Source organism: Micromonospora pallida (genome assembly GCF_900090325.1).
Taxonomy (GTDB): domain Bacteria; phylum Actinomycetota; class Actinomycetes; order Mycobacteriales; family Micromonosporaceae; genus Micromonospora; species Micromonospora pallida.
Window position 1 is genome coordinate 658,587 of sequence record NZ_FMHW01000002.1, and the last position, 15,670, is coordinate 674,256.

Annotated in this window: 16 protein-coding genes; 9 read left to right on the plus strand and 7 right to left on the minus strand. The window is 73.9% G+C overall.

Annotated features, from left to right (window positions below; genetic code table 11):
• Nucleotides 1-129: 129 nt before the first annotated feature.
• Nucleotides 130-960 (minus strand): MBL fold metallo-hydrolase, encoded by an 831-nt coding sequence (locus GA0074692_RS03115; RefSeq protein ID WP_091639145.1) that lies wholly within the window; start codon nucleotides 958-960, stop codon nucleotides 130-132.
• Complete coding sequence (locus GA0074692_RS03120) at nucleotides 957-1,352, minus strand: thioesterase family protein (protein ID WP_091639146.1); 396 nt, start codon at nucleotides 1,350-1,352, stop codon at nucleotides 957-959. Before GA0074692_RS03120 ends, GA0074692_RS03115 begins: the two co-directional genes overlap by 4 nt.
• 76 nt (nucleotides 1,353-1,428) lie before the next feature.
• Between GA0074692_RS03120 and GA0074692_RS03125 the strand changes: the two genes are divergently transcribed.
• Entirely contained in the window at nucleotides 1,429-2,523 is a 1,095-nt protein-coding gene (locus GA0074692_RS03125) for a phosphatase PAP2 family protein (protein WP_091639147.1), read from the plus strand.
• 85 nt (nucleotides 2,524-2,608) lie between these two features.
• On the opposite strand, the gene GA0074692_RS03130 is transcribed toward GA0074692_RS03125, so the two are convergent.
• The 3 genes from GA0074692_RS03130 to GA0074692_RS03145 all read right to left on the minus strand — a co-directional run bounded on the left by GA0074692_RS03130 (nucleotide 2,609) and on the right by GA0074692_RS03145 (nucleotide 4,932).
• Nucleotides 2,609-3,913: a PH domain-containing protein gene (locus GA0074692_RS03130; protein WP_091652465.1), complete on the minus strand. Its 1,305-nt coding sequence runs from the start codon at nucleotides 3,911-3,913 to the stop codon at nucleotides 2,609-2,611.
• A 236-nt stretch (nucleotides 3,914-4,149) separates the two neighbouring features.
• Entirely contained in the window at nucleotides 4,150-4,677 is a 528-nt protein-coding gene (locus GA0074692_RS03140; RefSeq protein ID WP_091639148.1) for a PH domain-containing protein, read from the minus strand.
• Between the two features lie 18 nt (nucleotides 4,678-4,695).
• Nucleotides 4,696-4,932 carry a hypothetical protein gene (locus GA0074692_RS03145; RefSeq protein WP_218106527.1) on the minus strand — a complete coding sequence of 79 codons (237 nt, stop codon included), beginning with the start codon at nucleotides 4,930-4,932 and terminating at the stop codon, nucleotides 4,696-4,698.
• Nucleotides 4,933-5,199: 267 nt separating this feature from the next.
• Between GA0074692_RS03145 and GA0074692_RS03150 the strand changes: the two genes are divergently transcribed.
• The 7 genes from GA0074692_RS03150 (at nucleotide 5,200) to GA0074692_RS03180 (ending at nucleotide 12,362) form a co-directional block, all read left to right on the plus strand.
• Nucleotides 5,200-6,351 carry an AAA family ATPase gene (locus tag GA0074692_RS03150; RefSeq protein ID WP_245730095.1) on the plus strand — a complete coding sequence of 384 codons (1,152 nt, stop codon included), beginning with the start codon at nucleotides 5,200-5,202 and terminating at the stop codon, nucleotides 6,349-6,351.
• The gene (locus GA0074692_RS03155; protein ID WP_091652474.1) at nucleotides 6,330-7,319 is read left to right on the plus strand and encodes a DUF58 domain-containing protein; all 990 of its coding nucleotides are present in this window, start codon (nucleotides 6,330-6,332) and stop codon (nucleotides 7,317-7,319) included. Before GA0074692_RS03150 ends, GA0074692_RS03155 begins: the two co-directional genes overlap by 22 nt.
• On the plus strand, nucleotides 7,316-8,266 hold the full coding sequence (locus GA0074692_RS03160) for a VWA domain-containing protein (RefSeq protein ID WP_091639150.1): 951 nt from the start codon (nucleotides 7,316-7,318) through the stop codon (nucleotides 8,264-8,266). The genes GA0074692_RS03155 and GA0074692_RS03160 overlap by 4 nt, the downstream gene beginning before the upstream one ends.
• A 618-nt stretch (nucleotides 8,267-8,884) precedes the next feature.
• Nucleotides 8,885-9,589, plus strand: coding sequence for a beta-ketoacyl-ACP reductase (gene fabG / locus GA0074692_RS03165; protein WP_091639152.1), 705 nt, complete (start codon nucleotides 8,885-8,887; stop codon nucleotides 9,587-9,589).
• Between the two features lie 39 nt (nucleotides 9,590-9,628).
• The gene (gene fabI, locus GA0074692_RS03170; protein ID WP_091639155.1) at nucleotides 9,629-10,396 is read left to right on the plus strand and encodes an enoyl-ACP reductase FabI; all 768 of its coding nucleotides are present in this window, start codon (nucleotides 9,629-9,631) and stop codon (nucleotides 10,394-10,396) included.
• Between the two features lie 110 nt (nucleotides 10,397-10,506).
• Nucleotides 10,507-11,532 carry a ferrochelatase gene (locus GA0074692_RS03175; protein WP_091639157.1) on the plus strand — a complete coding sequence of 342 codons (1,026 nt, stop codon included), beginning with the start codon at nucleotides 10,507-10,509 and terminating at the stop codon, nucleotides 11,530-11,532.
• The gene (locus GA0074692_RS03180) at nucleotides 11,484-12,362 is read left to right on the plus strand and encodes an HAD-IIA family hydrolase (protein WP_176738663.1); all 879 of its coding nucleotides are present in this window, start codon (nucleotides 11,484-11,486) and stop codon (nucleotides 12,360-12,362) included. The genes GA0074692_RS03175 and GA0074692_RS03180 overlap by 49 nt, the downstream gene beginning before the upstream one ends.
• 55 nt (nucleotides 12,363-12,417) lie before the next feature.
• On the opposite strand, the gene GA0074692_RS03185 is transcribed toward GA0074692_RS03180, so the two are convergent.
• A complete protein-coding gene (locus tag GA0074692_RS03185) occupies nucleotides 12,418-13,209 on the minus strand; it encodes a hypothetical protein (RefSeq protein ID WP_091639162.1) in 792 nt (263 codons plus the stop codon).
• A gap of 155 nt (nucleotides 13,210-13,364) precedes the next feature.
• Between GA0074692_RS03185 and GA0074692_RS03190 the strand changes: the two genes are divergently transcribed.
• On the plus strand, nucleotides 13,365-14,177 hold the full coding sequence (locus GA0074692_RS03190; protein WP_091639164.1) for a DUF3097 domain-containing protein: 813 nt from the start codon (nucleotides 13,365-13,367) through the stop codon (nucleotides 14,175-14,177).
• A gap of 127 nt (nucleotides 14,178-14,304) precedes the next feature.
• On the opposite strand, the gene GA0074692_RS03195 is transcribed toward GA0074692_RS03190, so the two are convergent.
• Entirely contained in the window at nucleotides 14,305-15,621 is a 1,317-nt protein-coding gene (locus GA0074692_RS03195) for a serine hydrolase domain-containing protein (protein WP_091639166.1), read from the minus strand.
• Nucleotides 15,622-15,670: the final 49 nt, after the last annotated feature.

Sequence of the window (15,670 nt, forward strand, 5' to 3'; positions counted from 1 at the left end):
CCCTGGGTAGGCCAACCGACCCGCTGACACGTCGGACGGCGCCGGACGGTCAGGCCGTGCCGTCGGGTTCGGCGTCCCCGCGCCGGGCGGTCAGGCCGCCGTCGGGTTCGGCGTGCCTCTGCCGGACGGTCAGGCCGTGCCGTCGAGTTCGGCGTATCCGCGCCGGGCGGCGACCAGCGCGGCGCGAGCCCCGAACGGCGCCTCGGCGGCGACCCGCTCCGGGGGCGCGCCAGCGGTGTGCCCGGCCCGGATCAGCCACGCCAGGCCGGCGAGCTGGTCGTGCTGGGCCTGGACGAACGCGGCGTCCACCAGGTCACCGTGCCCGGGCACGATCGCCGTGGCCGGGCCGGTGAGCCGCAGCAGCGCCGCCACCGCCTCCGGCCACTGCAACGGGTACGACTCCTCGAAGGCCGGGGGGCCACTCTGTTCCACCAGGTCACCGGCGACCAGGACGTCCGCGTCCGGTACGTGCACCACCAGGTCACCCGCGGTGTGCCCCCGTCCGGGATGGTGCAGCACCACCCGACGACCGCCCACATCCAGCGTCGTCTCGGTGTGCACGGTGTGGGTCGGGGCCAGCAGCGGTGTGCGGGTCAGCTCGGCGGCGAGGGCAGGCTGCTCCGTGTGCATCTCCTCGTACGCGAGGCGGCGCAGCTCGTCGGGACGGTCGCGGAGCCACTCGGCGGTCAGCGGGTGCGCGTACACCGGCCGGGGCGGGTCGGCGGCGAGGGTGGCGTTGCCGAAGCAGTGGTCGAAGTGGTGGTGGGTGTTGACCAGGGTCCACGGGTGCGGGGTGACCGCGCGTACGGCGGTGGCCAGCGCGGTGGCCTGCGCCGCCGTGGAGAGGGTGTCCACCAGCAGCGCCGCGCCGTCGCCGACGACCAGCGTGACGTTCACGTCGAGCAGCGGCTCGCGCAGCACGTGCACGCCCGCGCCGACCTCGACGAAGTGGCCGGTCACGACTGTCCGGACGCGCGTTCCACGAAGCGCTGCCGATCCAGCAGCACCCGTTCCACCCGTCCCTCGGCCACCGTCTCGGCGCCGTCGGTGACGGCGACGGTGAACACCAACCGCCGGCCGTCCACCTCGTCGAGGCGTGCCTCGGCCGCCACCGTCCGGCCGACCGGGGTGGGTGCCCGGTGCTCCAGCTCCACCCGGACGCCGACGGTGGTGGTTCCCGGCGGCAGGTGCCGCGCGGTGGCCGCGACGGTGGCCGCCTCGGCCAGCGCGAGGACCCGGGGCGTGCCCAGCACCGGCACGTCACCGGAGCCGACCGCCTGCGCGGTGTCGGCATCGGTCACGGTGAGTTCTACCCGGGCCTTGAGCCCGGGCGCGACAGTCTGGTCCGGCATGCCGACAGCCTACGCCGGACACCGGGATGCCGGTCGGCGTTCGTCGATGCGCCGACCGCCGTTAACCTGAACGGTGATGGCCGTTGTCACTGACCCCCAGCCCCCTGCCCCGTCCGACTCGCCGGCGATGCCCGCGGGCGGACGCCCCCGCCTGGTCGCCATGTCGATCTGGAGCGTCCTGTTCGTCGCCGGTTGGCTGACGATCGGTCTGCCGACAGACCCGGCGTACGCCTTCGTGTGGATCTGGTCCGCCGTGATCGCCTGGAACTGGGGCCGCCCGTGGCGCAGCCACCTGGGCTTCGCCCGGGACTGGCTGCCGGTGGTGCTGCTCCTCGCCGCCTACAACCTCTCCCGGGGCTTCGCCGACAACGGCGCGATCCCGTACTCCTACGACCTGATCGTCGCCGACCGGTTCCTGCTCGGCTGGGCGACCGGCGGCGAGGTGCCCACCATCTGGCTACAGGAGCGGCTCTACGAGCCGAAGGTGCAGTGGTGGGACGTGCTGGCGGCCTGGGTCTACTTCTCGCACTTCGTGGTGACGTTCGTGGCGGCGGTGGTGCTCTGGATGCGCGACCGCGCCCGCTGGGGGGCGTACATGCGGCGGTGGGGGTTCCTCTGCGCCGCCGGTCTGGCCACCTACTTCCTCTACCCGGCCGCCCCACCGTGGTGGGCGGCGCAGAACGGGCTGCTCGCCGAGGTGGCCCGGATCTCCACCCGGGGGTGGAAGGAGTTCGGCATGCACGGCGCGGGCAACATGCTCAACGCCGGGCAGATCGCCTCGAACCCGGTGGCCGCGATGCCGTCCCTGCACACCGCCTGGGCGCTCTTCGTGGTGCTGTTCTTCCTCACCTCGACCCGTCGCCGCTGGTGGCCGCTGCTGCTGGCGTACCCGCTGGCGATGACGTTCACCCTGGTGTACTCCGGCGAGCACTACATCATCGACGTGCTGGTGGGCTGGGCGTACGTGGGGATGACCTTCCTGGTGGTCGGCCTCGCCGAGCGGTGGTGGGCGGCCCGCCAGGCCCGCCAGGCACGTCGGGCCCCGACGACGGAACTGGCCGGGACCGTCCCCGTCGACTCCGCGCCCCGGACGGACAGCGGAGACGCTGACGCCGGTGCCGACGACGGGTCGTCGCCGACCGGGGAGCCGTCGATCCCGGTCGCCCGCTGAGCCGGTCGCCCGTTGAGCCGGTCGCCCGTTGAGCCGGTCGCCCGTTGAGCCGGTCAGGCGCCGGGCTGGTCAGTCGCTGAGTCGGTCAGCTGCCGAGCCGGGCCGCGCGGGAACGCGCGGTCAGCTCGGCGGCGAGGGCCCACGCCTCGGCCACGTCCCGGTGCAGCGCCGCCGCGCCGGCGCCACCGGCGGTGTCGGCGTGCACGGTGGCCAGCCCCAGACGCCGCTGGACCGGCCCCTGGACCACCCGGACGCTCTGGATCCGGGCGTACGGCACGATGGCGAGCTGGCGGGTGAGCAGGCCGGAACGGACGGCGAAGACCCGGTCGGCCAGGCCGGCGCCGAGGGCGCGGCTGCTCAACGGCCGCAGCCAGCGGGCCTGGGGTGGCGGGGCGGTCAGCGGCAGGGCGGAGACGGCCACGCCGGGCAGCACCTCGGCGGTGATCATCTCGCCGGTCGCCAGGTCGCCGACGGGCAGCAGCCGGTCCGGGCGGTTGCGGTCGTCCGGTTCGGCCGCCGAGTAGCCGGCGACCTCCAGCCGCAACCGCAGCCAGCCTTTGGTCCGCCAGAGCAGTGGCCAGGTCACTCCGACGGCCTGCACGCGGTTGATCGGGACGGTCTGCGCGCGGGTCTCCAGCAGGCCGTTGCGGATACGCAGCCGGTCGGAGTCCCGGTCGAGCCGGAAGTTCCAGTCGTCGAGGACCCGCCGGATCGGTTGCAGCAGCACCCCGGCCATCGCGGTGACCGTGCTGGCCACCGCGATGAACGACCAGGAATCCTCGGAGAGGAACTGCACCACTACGAACGCGACGCCCACCGGCAGCATGAACGCCTGCGGGGTGAGCAGTTGGCTGACCAGCAGGTCGCGGTTGCCGACGGAGTGCAGCGGTCGACCGCTCGGCACCGCCGCCGTCGTCCCCGTCCCCGTCGTCCCCGTCCCCGTTGTCGTCGCCGGCTCGGGTGCGCCAGTCGGGGCACGTCCGGCCAGGTCGAGCAGGCGGGTCCGCAGGGCCGTCGCGTCGGCCACGCTCAGGAAGGCCAGCGGCGCCTCGGTCTTGCCGCCGCCCACCACCTCGAGGCGTAGTTCGGCCAGGCCGGTGAGCTGGGCCAGCAGCGGACGGACCACCTCGACGGCCTGCAACCGCTCCAGTGGGATGGCCCGGGTACGCCGCCACACCAGTCCCTCGTAGACGCGCAGTTCCCGACCGACCACGTGGTAGCCGGTGTTGTACCAACTGACCACCGCGAGCACCGTCGCGCCGAGCGCGAGCACCGTGGCCAGCACCGCGAACGTGCCGAACCCGACCCGGGACAGGGTCGACCAGGAGAGGCCGGCGATCACCACCACCAGGGACTTCGCCCCGTGCAGCGCCGGGCTCAGCGGATGCAGGCGTTGCCGTGGCTCGACGGGCGCCGGCCCGAAACCGGGAACGGCCGGCCATGGGTACGGCCCGACCGGCCCTGGCTGCTCGGCCGGAGCTAGCTGCTCGGCCGGCCCTGGCTGCTCGGCCGGCCCTGGCTGCTCGGCCGGCCCTGGCTGCGCGACCGGTCCTGGCTGCTCGGCTGGCCCTGGCTGTTCGGCCGGGCCGGTCTGCTCGGCCGGGCCGGCGTCGGGCGGGCCGCTGGTCACAATCCCTCCGCGCGGTTCTCACCGAGCGCGGTGAGCCGGTCGCGCAGGCGGGAGGCCTCGGCCGGGCGCAGCCCGGGTACCCGGGCGTCGCTCGCCGCGGCGGCGGTGTGCAACTGCACGGTGGCCAGCCCGAAGGCCCGTTCCAGTGGGCCGGCGGTGACGTCGACGAACTGCATCCGGGCGTACGGCACGATCGACAGTCGTCGTACCAGCAGCCCGTGCCGGACCAGCAGGTCGTCGTCGCGTTCGGCGTACCCCCAGGCATGGACGGCCCGGACGATCGCCACCGCCCGCCAGAGGCTCAACAGCGCGACGACGCCCAGGACGGCCCCGAACGGCCAGAGCCCGGTCAGCGCCCAGGCCACCGCGAGCCCGGCCGTCACGACGAGCACGCCGATGCCCAGCCGGACGAGTTCCACCCAGATCAGGTCGGTGGAGACGCGCTGCCAGTCGACCGTCTCCGGCCACGGTTCGAGCGGATCGGCCGGGGCGGGGGTAGGCCCGTCGGCGTGTTCCGTGTTCACCGGTGTGCCCCGCTGCGCTTACTCACCCGTTGAGCGTAACGACGCGGGCAACGGTTCGACCTCCCGGAGGAAGCTCCGCGCGGTGAGAAAGTCACCGAGCGTGCTCCGGTGCTCGGCGCAGGCGAGCCAGGTCTTGCGCCGTTCGGGGTCGTGCAGCCGGGGATTGTTCCACCGCAGGGACCAGGCCGCCGGGGCCCGGCAGCCGCGCGCCGAACAGACGGGCAGGTCGGTGGGGGCGGGCGAGGACTCGGTCACCCGGGCCAGTCTAGGTGGCGAGCCGGGAGGCCGAGCACGGAGAGTTGAGTGTCGGGAAGTAGAGCGCCGGGCGGCCACGGGGGGAGCCGCCCGGCGACGGCTGAATCGTACACGCAGCGGAGGCGCTCGGACACCCCCGCCGGCGATTCGCGCGTCCGGACGCGGCGTGATGACAATCGGTTGCTCGCCCGGTTGGCTTTCAGCCGGGCATGCGAGGCTTGACCCGCACCTCGTCGCCAGAGATCACGAGCACGCTGTGGAGGACCGGTGGCCCAGCCGACCACGCCCGACCCGACCGCGACCGACGCCGCCCCGGCGCCACCGAGCACACCCGCCGAGGACGCGACCCTCCTGGAACGGGCGCTGTTCGAGATCAAGCGGGTGATCGTCGGGCAGGACCGGATGGTCGAGCGGATGTTCGTCGCCCTTCTCGCCCGGGGCCACTGCCTGCTGGAAGGGGTGCCGGGGGTGGCCAAGACCCTGGCCGTGGAGACCCTCGCCAAGGTCGTCGGCGGCTCGTTCGCCCGGGTCCAGTTCACCCCCGACCTGGTGCCCGCCGACATCATGGGCACCCGCATCTACCGGCAGTCCAGCGAGAAGTTCGATGTGGAGCTGGGGCCGGTCTTCGTCAACTTCCTGCTGGCCGACGAGATCAACCGGGCGCCCGCGAAGGTGCAGTCGGCGCTGCTGGAGGTGATGAGCGAGCGGCAGGTGTCGATCGGCGGGGAGACCCACCGGGTGCCGGACCCGTTCCTGGTGATGGCCACCCAGAACCCGATCGAGCAGGAGGGCGTCTACCCGTTGCCCGAGGCGCAGCGGGACCGCTTCCTCATGAAGATCATCGTCGGCTACCCGACGGACGCCGAGGAGCGGGAGATCGTCTACCGGATGGGGGTGAGCCCGCCCGAGCCGGCGCCGGTGTTCACCACCACCGACCTGCTCGCCCTGCAACGCAAGGCCGACCAGGTCTTCGTGCACAACGCCCTGGTCGACTACGCCGTCCGGCTGGTGCTGGCCACGCGCACCCCGGCCGAGCACGGGATGCCCGACGTCGCCCAGCTCATCCAGTACGGGGCCAGCCCCCGGGCGTCGCTCGGCCTGGTCCGGGCCACCCGCGCGCTGGCCCTGCTGCGCGGCCGGGACTACGCGCTGCCCCAGGACGTGCAGGACATCGCCCCGGACATCCTGCGGCACCGGCTGGTGCTCAGCTACGACGCGCTCGCCGACGACGTCCCGGCCGACCACATCGTGCACCGGGTGATGTCGACCATCCCGCTGCCCTCGGTGGCTCCCCGGCAGCAGGCGACGCCGCAGGGCGGGCCCCATCCGGGCGGACAGCCGCAGGGCGGGCCGCACCCGGGCGGACAGCCGCACCCCGGCCCGCCGCCGGGTGCCGGCTGGCCCGGGCAGCGGCCGTGACCCCACCCGTCCGCCGGTCGGCCGGCGTCACCCCCGGTCGCAGCGAGGCGGTCCTCTCCCGGCTCCAGCTCCTGGTCACCCGCAAACTCGACGGCCTGCTCCAAGGCGACTACGCCGGGCTCCTGCCGGGGCCGGGCAGCGAGGCGGGGGAGTCCCGCGAGTACCGCCCCGGTGACGACGTCCGCCGGATGGACTGGCCGGTCACCGCGCGGACCACGATGCCGCACGTGCGGCGTACCGTGGCCGACCGGGAGTTGGAGACGTGGCTCGCGGTGGATCTCTCGGCGAGCCTGGACTTCGGCACCGGGCAGTGGCTCAAGCGCGAGGTGGTGGTCGCGGCGGTGGCGGCCCTGGCACACCTGACCGTCCGGGGTGGCAACCGCATCGGCGCGGTGGTCGGTACCGGCGGTCCGCCGTCCGCGTCCCGGCGGGGCATGCCGCCCGCCGCCCCGGTCGTGCGGCGGCTGCCGGCCCGCACCGGGCGCAAGGAGGCCCAGGGCCTCGTACGCGCCATCGCCGGCACCGAGATCGGACCGGGACGCGCCGACCTCGGCGCCCTGGTCGACCTGCTCAACCGGCCGCCCCGGCGGCGGGGCGTGGCGGTGGTGATCTCCGACTTCCTCGCGCCGCCCGAGCAGTGGGGGCGGCCGATCCGTAAGCTGCGGGTCCGGCACGACGTGCTGGCGATCGAGGTGGTCGACCCGCGTGAGCTGGACCTGCCGGACGTGGGGGTGCTGCCGGTGGTGGACCCGGAGACCGGGGAACTGCACGAGGTGCAGACCGCCGATCCGAGGCTGCGCCGCCGGTACGCCGAGGCGGCCGCCGCCCAGCGCGCGGCGATCGCCCGGGAACTGCGGGCGGCCGGCGCCGCCCACCTGCGTCTGCGTACCGACACCGACTGGCTGCTGGACATGGTGCGCTTCGTGGCCGCGCAGCGGCACGCCCGCACCCGGGGGACGACTCGATGATCCGTTTGATGCAACCGTGGTGGCTGCTGACCCTGCTGCCCGTGCTCGCCGTCGCGGCGCTGTATGTCTGGCGGCAACGCCACCGCCGGGCGTACGCGATGCGCTTCACCAACGTGGACCTGTTGCGGACGCTCGCGCCGAAGGGGCTGGGCTGGCGGCGACACGCGGCGGCCGGCGCGCTGCTGCTCTGTCTGTTGACGCTGGCCACCGCGACCGCCCGGCCGGCGGTCGACACCGAGGAGCCGCTGGAGCGGGCGACCATCATGCTCGCCATCGACGTGTCGCTGTCCATGCAGGCCGACGACGTGACCCCGAACCGGTTGCAGGGCGCCCAGGAGGCGGCGAAGCAGTTCGTCGCCGAGCTGCCGGAGACCTACAACCTGGGACTGGTCTCGTTCGCCAAGTCGGCGAACGTGCTGGTGCCGCCGACGAAGGACCGGGCCGCCGTGACGGCCGCCATCGACGGGCTGGTGCTGGCCGAGGCGACCGCCACCGGTGAGGCGGTCTTCACCTGCCTGGAGGCGATCCGGTCGGTGCCGGCCGACGGTGCGGCGGGCCTCCCGCCGGCCCGGATCGTGCTGCTCTCCGACGGGTTCCGCACCGCGGGGCGGTCGGTGGAGGAGGCCGCGGCGGCGGCGCAGGCGGCCAACGTTCCGGTCTCGACGATCGCGTTCGGCACCGATTCGGGGCAGGTGGACATCGGCGGTCAGGTGCAGCGGGTGCCGGTGGACCGGTTGGCGCTGGCCGACCTGGCGGAAACCACCGAGGGGCACTTCTACGAGGCGGCCTCGGTGACCGAGTTGAAGCAGGTGTACCAGGACATGGGCAGCTCGATCGGATTCCGTACCGAACCCCGGGAGATCACCCAGTGGTACGCCGGCGTGGCGCTGCTCTTCGCCCTCGCCGCAGCCGGCGCGAGTCTGCTCTGGACGCCGCGCCTGCTCTGAACCCGGTCCGCGCGGTGCGGGGCTGCCGTCGTACGTGCCCGATGGTGGTCCCGCACCGGCACCGGTCGGCGACCGTCCGAACGGGGCCGGTGGGTCAGTGGCTTCCGCTGGTGAGGACGAAGAGGACGGCGACCCAGACGGCGGCGAGGGTGAAGCCCAGCGGGGCGACGTAGCGGCTCATGGACAGCTCCGGTGGCGACGGACGGCGCGGCACGACGGCCGGACCGGGGAGGGGACAGGACGCGCACAGGAGTCGTGACCGGGGTGCTCGACCCGCGACCGCCCGGGGCACGGGCGGCTGGGCCCGGCGCGTGCGGCGGGAAAGGCCGGAACGCCGGGTGTGGACGCGGGGAGCGGGAGACGGGTCAGGCCAGGCTGAGTCGTGGCTCAGCGGGACTGACGAACGGCCCGGCCACGACTCGGAGGATCGCTATCTCGCACAGCGATCACCTCCAGCGGTCGGCGGGTCCGGAACGCGGATCATCGTACAACCCGGGCCCGGAGCGGTGGGCGGCGGGTCGCGCCACGCGCACCACCCCTCCCGGGTTCACGCTTACCTGTGGGTAACCCCTAGTCTCCAACCCGTCTGTGCAGTCGTTTGTCGCGCAAGGGGGACTTGTGGCCCGTACCGTGCTGGTGACCGGGGGCAACCGGGGGATCGGCCTGGCCATCGCGCAGGCCTTCGCGAAGCAGGGTGACCGGGTCGCGGTGACGCACCGTTCCGGCGACGCCCCCGACGGGCTGTTCGGAGTGCGCTGCGACGTCACCGACTCCGCCTCGGTGGACGAGGCGTTCACCGCCGTCGAGGCGGAACTGGGCGGGGTCGAGGTTCTGGTGGCCAACGCCGGCATCACCGACGACACGCTGCTCATGCGGATGTCCGAGGAGCAGTTCACCCGGGTGCTGGACACGAACCTGACCGGCGCGTTCCGCTGCGCCCAGCGCGCCTCCCGCAAGATGCTGCGCAACCGCTGGGGTCGGATGATCTTCGTCTCCTCGGTGGTCGGCCTGTACGGCGGGATGGGCCAGGTGAACTACGCCGCCAGCAAGGCCGGCATGGTCGGGGTGGCCCGGTCGATCACCCGGGAGCTGGCCTCCCGCAACATCACCGCCAACGTCGTCGCGCCCGGGTTCATCGACACCGACATGACCGCGGCGCTGCCGCAGGAGCGGCGCGAGCAGTACCAGGCGGCCATCCCGGCCGGCCGGTTCGCGACCCCGGAGGAGGTGGCCGGAGTGGTCACCTGGCTGGCCAGCGACACCGCGGCCTACATCTCCGGTGCCGTCATCCCGGTCGACGGCGGCCTCGGCATGGGCCACTGACGCGGCCACCCGCACCGACACAACCACGGAGGGACCCACATGTCCGGACTGCTGGCCGGTAAGCGGCTGCTGGTCACCGGCGTCATCACCGACGCCTCGATCGCCTTCTCGGTGGCGAAGCTCGCCCAGGAGAACGGCGCCCAGGTCGTGCTCACCGGCTTCGGCCGCCTCTCCCTGGTCGAGCGGATCGCCAAGCGGCTGCCCGAGCCCGCCCCGGTGATCGAACTCGACGTGACCAACGTCGAGCACCTGGCCGGTCTCGCCGACAAGGTCCGCGAGCACGTCGACGGCCTGGACGGGGTGGTGCACTCGATCGGCTTCGCCCCGCAGAGCTGCCTCGGCGGCGGCTTCCTCGACGCGCCCTGGGAGGACGTGGCCACCGCGCTGCACGTCTCCACGTACTCCTACAAGTCGCTGGCCATGGCGGCGCTGCCGCTGATGGCCCCGGGCGGCTCCGTGGTCGGCCTCACCTTCGACGCCACCAAGGCGTGGCCGGTCTACGACTGGATGGGCGTGGCCAAGGCCGGGCTGGAGTCCGCCTCCCGCTACCTGGCGCTGCACCTCGGCCCGAAGGGCATCCGCAGCAACCTGGTCGCCGCCGGCCCGCTGCGCACCATCGCGGCGAAGTCCATCCCCGGGTTCGACCAGTTCGAGACGGCGTGGACCGAGCGGGCCCCGCTGGGCTGGAACCTGACCGACCAGGAGCCGGCCGCGCGGGCCTGCCTGGCGCTCCTCTCCGACTGGTTCCCGGCCACCACCGGCGAGATCGTCCACGTCGACGGCGGGTACCACGCCCTCGGCGCCTGACCGCGTCACGACGCCCCCGCTGTCGGCTCCGCCACAGCGGGGGCGTCGTGCGTGCGCGGGACGAGGGGCCGTCGCGGGACGACCCCGGTGCGCGGGGAACAATGGGGGGCATGGCGTACGACGCGGTGGTGCTGGTCTCCTTCGGCGGCCCGGAGCGGCCCGAGGACGTGATGCCGTTCCTGCAGAACGTGACCCGGGGCCGGGGGGTTCCCCCGGAGCGGCTCGCCGAGGTCGTCGAGCACTACCAGCACTTCGGCGGGGTCTCCCCGATCAACCAGCAGTGCCGTGACCTGCTCGCCGCGATCCGGGCCGACTTCGCCGCGCACGGGCTCGACCTGCCGGTGTACTGGGGCAACCGCAACTGGCACCCGATGCTCGCCGACACCGTCGCGCAGCTGCGCGACGACGGAGTACGCCGGGCGTTGGCCTTCGTCACCAGCGCGTACGGCGGCTACTCCTCCTGCCGGCAGTACCAGGAGGACATCGCCGCGGCCCGGGCGGCGGTCGGGCCGGACGCGCCGGTGATCGACAAGCTCCGCCAGTTCTGGGACCACCCCGGCTTCGTCGAGCCGCACACCGACGCGGTCCGGGCCGCGCTGGCCCAGCTCGACCCGGCGAGGCGGGCCACCACCCGCCTGGTCTTCACCGCGCACTCGGTGCCCACCTCGATGGCGGCCACCGCCGGCCCGCACGGCGGCCGGTACGAGGCACAACTGCGCGAGACCGCTCGGCTGGTGGCCACGGCGGCGGCGCCCGACCTGCCGTACGACCTGGTGTGGCAGAGCCGCTCCGGCCCGCCGCAGGTGCCCTGGCTTGAGCCGGACGTCAACGACCACCTCGGCAAGCTGGCCGGGGACGGTGTCACCAGCGTGGTGGTCAGCCCGATCGGGTTCGTCTCCGACCACCTCGAGGTGGTCTGGGACCTGGACACCGAGGCGCTGGCCACGGCCAGACAGCTCGGCCTGGACTTCGTCCGGGCCGCCAGCCCCGGCACCGATCCCCGGTTCGTGACGATGGTGCGGGAACTGGTCACCGAGCGGCTCGACCCGGCCGGGCCAGCACCGCGCCGGCTCGGGGAACTGCCCGGCTGGGACACCTGCCCGACCACGTGCTGCGTACCCGCCCGCCGCCCCTGACCCGTCCCGCGTCCCACCGACCGGAGACTCCGAGCACCCCGAGGGAAGAGATGATCGAGCGGAAGCCGGTGGCCAGTTGGCTCACCGACATGGACGGCGTGCTGGTGCACGAGGGCCAGCCGGTGCCGGGCGCACCGGAGTTCATCAACCGGCTGCGTGCCTCCGGCAAGCCGTTTCTGGTGCTCACCAACAACTCCATTTACACGCCGCGTGACCTGTGCGCCCGGCTCAACCGGATGGGCTTCGAGGTGCCCGAGCACGCGATCTGGACGGCGGCGCTGGCCACCGCCCAGTTCCTGGTCGACCAGCGGCCGGGCGGCACCGCGTACGTGATCGGCGAGGCGGGGCTGACCACCGCGCTGCACGCGGTCGGGTACGTGCTCACCGACTTCGAGCCGGACTACGTGGTGCTGGGGGAGACCCGCACCTACAGCTTCGAGGCGATCACCAAGGCCGTTCGGCTGATCAACGGCGGGGCCCGGTTCATCTGCACCAACCCGGACGTCACCGGCCCCTCGGTGGAGGGCGCGTTGCCGGCGGCCGGCTCGGTCGCGGCGATGATCTCCAAGGCGACCGGGGTGGAGCCGTACTTCGTCGGCAAGCCGAACCCGATGATGATGCGTTCGGCGCTGAACACCATCGAGGCGCACTCGGAGAGCACCGCGATGATCGGCGACCGGATGGACACCGACGTCCTCTGCGGCCTCGAGGCCGGTCTGGAGACCATCCTGGTGCTCACCGGCATCAGCACCCGGGCGGAGGCGGAGCGGTACCCGTACCGGCCGTCGCGGATCGTCGACTCGGTGCTCGACCTGATCGACGAGATCTGAGTCGCCCCCGGCCGTGCGTCCCGTCAGCGGGCCGCAGGTCGCCGGGGGCGTCCGGTCAGGGGCGCAGCGGGGCGTTGCAGGCGGCGACGAGGGCGCGTCGGCAGGCGGTGGTCAGCGGCCGGAGCGCCGCGTCCCGTTGCTGCGCCTCGTACCCGTTGACCGCGCCACCCGGGGCAGCGTGCTCGGCCAGCGCGAGCACCCGGTCGAGCACGGCGGCCCGGGCGAACAGCCGCCGGGACCGCGGATCGAACCCGGGCGGCAGGTCGGTGGTGCCGTCCGGGCGGCGCAGCGCGGCCAGCGCGCCGGCCAGCTCGGGCCGCCACTGGGCGACGTCCAGCCGGGTCAACGCGGCGGTGGTCTCGGCCAGCGCGGTGGCCAGCTCCGCCTCCGCCTCGGCGGCGCCGGGCATCGTCAGGGACGCGGCGGGGGCGTTGGGCGGCAGCGGATAGCACCGCCACAGCACCGTCTCCCAGGTCATCCCGGAGCCGGAGGTGTGCGTCCGGACCTCCGGGATCAGGCCCAGCCCACCGGCGACGACCGCCTCACCGGCGACCAGGGCCGCCCCGGTGAAGTCACCCGGGCCGGGCAGGCCGCGTGGGTCGCCCGGCGCGGGCAGCACCAGTCGGATCTCGTCCGGCGAGAGCCGGGCCAGGGTGGGCAGCGCGTCGCGCAGGGGCACGTCCGTCCAGGTGCCGGGAGCGTCCGCGACGAGGTGCTCCTCGTTACCGGCGACGGCGTCGGGCACCTCGTCGAACGGGACCAGCCCGGCGCGCCACGCGCGTACCCAGGCCACGAAGCGGCTCGACCGGCGCGGCGCGAGAGTGACCGCGTCCGTTGCGGGAGACATGCAGAGAAGGGTACGTCCTGACGGCGGCTCTGTCTCGACCGTCGTTGGGGGCGTACCGCCTGCCCTGGATTGCCCCTTTTCGCCCGGCGGTGGCCCGGCCAGCGGGCGGCGCGCCTGCCTCCGGCCGGCCGACCGGGCGGTTACCGTCACGGGCCATGGGGAGGCGATACGGCGAGGACGTGCTCGCGGGAGACTGGCGACGGCGCAGGGTGATCCCCGAGGTGGACGCCGAACCCGAACTGGTGGTCGAGGACGCCGACTCGGGCTTCTGCGGCGCGGTGGTCGGGTTCGAGGCCGGTGCGGTGGTGCTGGAGGACCGGCACGGCCGGCGGCGCAACTTCCCGCTGCTGCCGGCGGCGTTCCTGCTCGATGGGGAGCCGGTCACGCTGCGCCGGCCGACCCGCGCGCCGGTGCCGTCCGCCCGACGGCGCACCGCCTCCGGATCCATCGCCGTCGAGGGGGTACGCGCCCAGGTGGCGAAGGCCAGCCGGATCTGGGTGGAGGGGGTGCACGACGCCGCCCTGGTAGAACGGATCTGGGGCGACGACCTGCGGATCGAGGGCGTCGTGGTGGAGCCGCTGGACGGCATCGACGCCCTCGCCGAGGAGGTTCGCGCCTTCGCGCCCGGGCCGGGCCGGCGGCTCGGGGTGCTCGTCGACCACCTGGTGCCCGGTTCCAAGGAGAGCCGGATCGTGGCCCGGGTCGACTCGCCGCACGTGCTGGTGACCGGCCACCCCTACGTCGACGTCTGGCAGGCGGTGAAGCCGGCCGCGCTCGGCATCGCGGCGTGGCCGGTGGTGCCGCCGGGACGGCCCTGGAAAGAGGGGGTCTGCGCCGCCCTCGGGGTGGCCGACCCGGCGGACATGTGGCGGCACATCCTGTCCCGGGTGGACAGCTTCGCCGACGTGGAGACCCCGCTGATCAACGCGATGGAACGCCTCATCGACTTCGTCACCGACCCGGCGTGAGGCGTCGGCTGAGCTGGTAGCCGGGCGGCGTCGGCTGGGGTGGTAGCAGGGGACCCTTGTTACCGCTTTTTGACGTGCAGGGGACCCCTGCTACCAGCCCAGCCGCCCCACCCTCAGCGGGCGACCGTCAGGGCTCTTCGTCCGGGGTGCGGGTGAGGACGAAGGTCGCCACGTCCAGAGCGACTGCCCGGCCGTCGCCGTCGCGCAGCACGGCGAGTAGCTCGCCGTTCTCCTCGGCGGAGCAGCCCCGCCACCGGTCCGGCCCGGCCGGCGCGAACCGGAGCATCCGCTCGCCCCGCCGGTACGCCACCAGCTGGCCCGCGCCGGCGTCCCAGGTGACGTCGGTCGGGTGCCCCATCCACCACCAGCGCCCGGTCAGCTCGGCCACCTCGGCCGGCGGCGCAGCGGTGGCCGGTCGCCAGGGCGTGGCCAGGGCCGGTTCGGCGTCGAGCACGGTGGTGAGCACCTGCTGGCCGAGCAGACTGATCCCGCCGACCCGGAAGCCGTACGAGTTGGCGAAGCCGACGACGCCGGTGCGGGACGGCCGGTGCACCGCCAGGGCGGCGACGTAGCCGGGCATCGAGCCGCCGTGGCCGACGTACACCCGGTCGCCCTGGCGGTAGAGCTCCAGCCCGAGGCCGTGGCCGCCGCGCCAGGAGTCGAGGTCGCTGATCACCACGGGCGCGCACATCTCGGTCAGGCTCGCGGCGGCGAGCACCCCCGGTGCCGGGTCGGCGAGGAAGGCCGCCCAGGTGGCCAGGTCGGCGGCGGTCGCCCAGAGCTGGCCGGCCGGGGCCATCGCCCCGGTGTCGGTCCGGGGCTCCTCGCGGAGCGTGTCGTGCCAGGGGTGCACCACGTAGCCCCGGGCGAACGGCTCGGTGGCCTGGTACGTGGTGCGGCGCATGCCGAGCGGGTCGAGGATCCGCTCCCGCAGCAGGTCGAACCAGGGCTTACCGGTGAGCCGTTCCAGCACCCCGCCGAGCAGCCCGTACGCCAGGTTGGAGTAGTGGTAGCTCAGGTGCGGCGGGTACGCGATCTTGTCCGCGCTCAGCCCGGCGAGCAGGGTGGCCAGGTCTCCGCCCTCGGCGCGTTCCCACCACTGGCCGTCCGGCTCCCGTTGCAGGCCGCTGGCGTGGCCGAGGAGTTGGCGCAGGGTGAGCGCGCCGAGCGGGGTGCCGGGCAGGTGCCGGTCGAGGGGGTCGTCCAGGGTGAGCCGTCCGGCGTCGCGCTCCTGCATGACCAGCACGGCGGTCATGGTCTTGCTGATCGAGCCGAGCCGGTACTGGAGGTCGACGTCCGGGCGTGGGTGCTCCCCGGCGACGCCAAGGTGGATCAGTGCCCCGTCGCGGACCACGCCGATCAGCAGGGAGGGGGCGTGACCGGCGGCCTGCGCCTCGGCGACGAGGCCGTCCACCCGACGGGCGGTCTCCGGTGACAGGGACATGTCGTTCCTCCAGGGCCGGTACGGGACGTCGGCCCGAGCTTACTGATCT

What these genes read in the sequence shown, in the direction of transcription:
- GA0074692_RS03195 (WP_091639166.1), bottom strand. Translation starts at nt 15,621, where the DNA reads ATGTCCCTGTCACCGGAGACCGCCCGTCGGGTGGACGGCCTCGTCGCC.
- GA0074692_RS03160 (WP_091639150.1), top strand. Translation starts at nt 7,316, where the DNA reads ATGATCCGTTTGATGCAACCGTGGTGGCTGCTGACCCTGCTGCCCGTG.
- GA0074692_RS03190 (WP_091639164.1), top strand. Translation starts at nt 13,365, where the DNA reads ATGGGGAGGCGATACGGCGAGGACGTGCTCGCGGGAGACTGGCGACGG.
- fabI (WP_091639155.1), top strand. Translation starts at nt 9,629, where the DNA reads ATGTCCGGACTGCTGGCCGGTAAGCGGCTGCTGGTCACCGGCGTCATC.
- GA0074692_RS03120 (WP_091639146.1), bottom strand. Translation starts at nt 1,352, where the DNA reads ATGCCGGACCAGACTGTCGCGCCCGGGCTCAAGGCCCGGGTAGAACTC.
- GA0074692_RS03185 (WP_091639162.1), bottom strand. Translation starts at nt 13,209, where the DNA reads ATGTCTCCCGCAACGGACGCGGTCACTCTCGCGCCGCGCCGGTCGAGC.
- GA0074692_RS03175 (WP_091639157.1), top strand. Translation starts at nt 10,507, where the DNA reads ATGGCGTACGACGCGGTGGTGCTGGTCTCCTTCGGCGGCCCGGAGCGG.
- GA0074692_RS03125 (WP_091639147.1), top strand. Translation starts at nt 1,429, where the DNA reads ATGGCCGTTGTCACTGACCCCCAGCCCCCTGCCCCGTCCGACTCGCCG.